At 45.8% G+C, this 3,306-nt stretch carries 4 protein-coding genes; all 4 read right to left on the bottom strand.

What is annotated here, in order from left to right; all coding sequences use genetic code 11:
* Window positions 1-142 precede the first annotated feature (142 nt).
* Complete coding sequence (locus AC1DSE_RS33035; RefSeq protein ID WP_477509387.1) at window positions 143-751, bottom strand: TVP38/TMEM64 family protein; 609 nt, start codon at window positions 749-751, stop codon at window positions 143-145.
* A 100-nt stretch (window positions 752-851) separates the two neighbouring features.
* A complete protein-coding gene (locus AC1DSE_RS33030) occupies window positions 852-1,187 on the bottom strand; it encodes an HIT domain-containing protein (RefSeq protein WP_477509388.1) in 336 nt (111 codons plus the stop codon).
* A gap of 38 nt (window positions 1,188-1,225) precedes the next feature.
* Window positions 1,226-2,476, bottom strand: a complete 1,251-nt coding sequence (locus AC1DSE_RS33025; protein WP_477509389.1) for an MFS transporter — start codon at window positions 2,474-2,476, stop codon at window positions 1,226-1,228.
* Window positions 2,477-2,592: 116 nt separating this feature from the next.
* On the bottom strand, window positions 2,593-3,306 hold a 714-nt coding region (locus AC1DSE_RS33020), incomplete at its 5' end, for a hypothetical protein (protein WP_477528898.1).

The following is a 3,306-nucleotide window of genomic DNA, read 5'->3' as shown; positions in this document are numbered from 1 at the left end:
ACACACATTTACGAACATAAAAAGAACATTTTAAACATTTTGGATTAGCAGGAACATTTTATTTTCGAGAAGAGTGTACAACAAAAAAACGACCTCTGCGCGCATCATTTGCGAAGAGGCCTTCTGTTGTTTTAGAGAAAATCTACTGAAGCTTCCACTTTCGATAAACAAAAAGAGATACCGCCATAAACAAGCCGTATACTAAGACGGTAACAAATACGTTTCTTGGGTCCGTCATAAGCGTATCACCGATCGTGGCGAACAGCAGCATCGCTGGAATTTTGCCAATCGATGAGGCGATCGCATAAACGGTAAAGGAAACACGGCTTAGCGCAGAGTACATATTAACTGCAATGGATGGAATGAACGGAATGAGCCGAGCAAACATAATCGTCAGAAAAGCATTCTGCTCAAACATCACCGTTAGTTTTCCGATGCTTGGATAACGGTAGAGAAATTTCTTCCCCCACTCTTGATAGCCATAGCGGATAAACAGAAACATCACAATGGATGCTGCCGCTGAGCCCGTCCAAGTCACTGCCGCGCCTAACACTGGGCCAAGAGCAGCACCAATGAGCCCGCCGATTACGGGATACGGGATGACAGGAAATAGTGCGACGAGCGTTGCCATAATGACGACGAGCGGCACATTATCCGCTTGCTGAAACCACGTCAAAATCACATCACCAAAACGATAAATAAGAAAAGCAATACTGGCATACAAAGCAGCTAAACCTGTTTTTTTGAGCATCGTTGTACCCCTGAATAGTAGATATCTCCAGCTTATCATTATTGAAGATAAATACGAGCAATGCATTGTGTCAAATTTAAGATAGCCAGTGATCAGTCGTTCAGTTCTTGTTTAAAGGTTGGCCGTAAACGATGTGAAAGTGAAGATGTTTAGAGTCTTGATATTTGCCTAAATTAGTGATGACTCTGCAAGCACCATGTTCGGATTCCACTTGAGTGGCTGCTTTTTTTACGACATCCATTAACTCAAGAAACAGGTCATTGTCTGCCGCTTCTAAAGTAAGCAATGAGGAGATATGTTTTTTTGGAATTGCAACAATGTGGACGGGATAAAATGGTTTGGTATGGTGATAAGCAAGTACTCGATCCGTCTCAATCACCTTCTGTACAGATGTTCGGCCGCTTAATACTTCATCACAATAAAAGTCCTCAGACATTCGTGTAATACCACCTTTTCTAATGTTATACTTTTATTTCAAAATGCTTTCTCCTCTAGCCGCTGCTTATTTACCTTCGTCTCACTGTAATAAAGGTAAATAGCCGCTATTCCTGTTGTAGCTACCCCAACACCGAGGAATACACTGCCGACACTCCACCACGAAGCCATCATCGCCCCTATTACCGGTGCAATGAGCATAGAGCTCGTCTGAAAAGCATTCGCTAACGCAAACACAGGACCAACCGTTTCATCCGTCGTCTCTATTTGCAGCACATAGCCAAACGGCACCGCGCTTTGTGCGCTGTAAAAGCCAAGTGCCGCACATAACGGCAGCCACAAAGCGAGCTCCGCTTGGAATATGCCCATTCCGCTAATTCCTACCGCAATAACGAGAAATCCAGTTACGATACCCGCTTTCGTCATATGGGTAAGCGGCCGCTGCTTCCACCCGCTCCATTGTCCTGCCAGTAAAGCGCCGGCAACACTGCCTGCACCAACCGAGCCAATGAGCAGTCCGAATAAATTCTCAGCCATTCCCGATTCCTTCGCCAGCAAAACGAACAAACCATCATACAAAAAGATAAGGAAAAACAAAGAAGCAGCATACATAATGACCGCCTTCAGGAGCGGCCTGCGCATCACATGCTCCCAGGCAACCCTTAATCCGCCGGATGATTTTGCCGCTTGCTCCTTCTGTCCTCTCCAAGACGGGATAAAACTGAGCATCAGAGCTGATAGTGCATACAATATAGCGCTTATGATAAATGGAACCGTTGCTCCGAGCCATGCCATTATTGCTCCGCCGATCATAGGTCCCAATACCTTCGTCAAATTAACCGACATTTGGCTGAGTGAAGAGGCCTGCGCCAGCAAATGCCGGTCAACGATTCGTTTAACAGCGCTTTGCCTAACCGGATCAAATACAGCGCTCATGCTGTGCTTAAGCAATACCAATAGCAGGAGAATAGGAAGTGACGGCGCCCAAGCCATGGCCAGCACGAATACAAATCGCAATAGATCGCATCCGATTAACAAGCTTTTTCCGGAAATATAACTTAGACGCACACTCATCAACGGTCCCACAATGACATAAGGCAAACCGACACAGATCGATAAAGCGGCAACTGCCATAGAGCCGTGATTCCATGCATAAACAATTAATGCGCTAAGCGCTATAAAATCAAGCCAATTCGCAAGGTCGGACAACAGCTGGCCAATAAACAGCTGGCGGAAGCTTTTTGCCCGCAGCGGGCGCCAAATCGGATCATTCGTTTTTGCATTTTCCATCTTGATAACCTCCGGTATGAGTTGATAGAACCAACGATACCGGACAATTATCAGAGCAATATCAGAGCATGAATAAAGATTAAATAGAGATTTAATAGAAATTTACTAGAGAATTATTAGTAGGATTTCAGCTCAGCTTGAAGCTGCTCCTTTACCTGTTTTGCAATATCATCCAGCCCAATCTGTGCCGTTAACCGGCTCCATTCCTTCACAAAGTAATCCCGGTCTGCTCCCCAGCCATGCACCTTGGTTATGATCAGAAGGGTGTGATAGCTGTTTAACAGATTGGCTAAAAAATGCGACTGCTTCAGCAGCGAGAATCCCTGTTCAATAAAGGACAAGCCGGATTTTCTGTTCGAACGATAAAGCGCTATCCCCTTCAAAATACGATAATGCCCCTCCTCGCGTTGATAAGGAAACTGTTTGAGCTTCGCCTCAACAACCTCTGCAGCCGATTCAACTTCTGACCACAGCTCAGCGCGCAGCACAAATTCCAGCTCTAGATTAGCGGTGTAGGGGATGAGCCCTTCCCAGTTATTCCGCTTCACTTCTGCTTTAAGCAAATCCAGCTTTTCCTTGGCAGCCTCGAACTCTCCCCAATCCATCAGCATGCTGATGATCGACATCGTTTCGAGCTCGTTTTGCCATAACTGCGCCAGCACCTGTTGCCTACGAACGATCGCCACATACTCACGGTTGTCCTGCGGGTCAATAAACTGATATAAGTACAGCAAAAGGAAGGCACGATCTGCAAATGAGCCCTCCTCCTCCCGCACAATAAAACGTACATCGCCTTCCATTACGCGAAATAAAAGCTTTAAGGTTGGGTC

It is taken from the genome of Paenibacillus sp. 01L418 (assembly GCF_056400045.1).
Note: the sequence above shows the minus strand (reverse complement) of the source record. Positions and strands in the feature narration are given on the sequence as shown.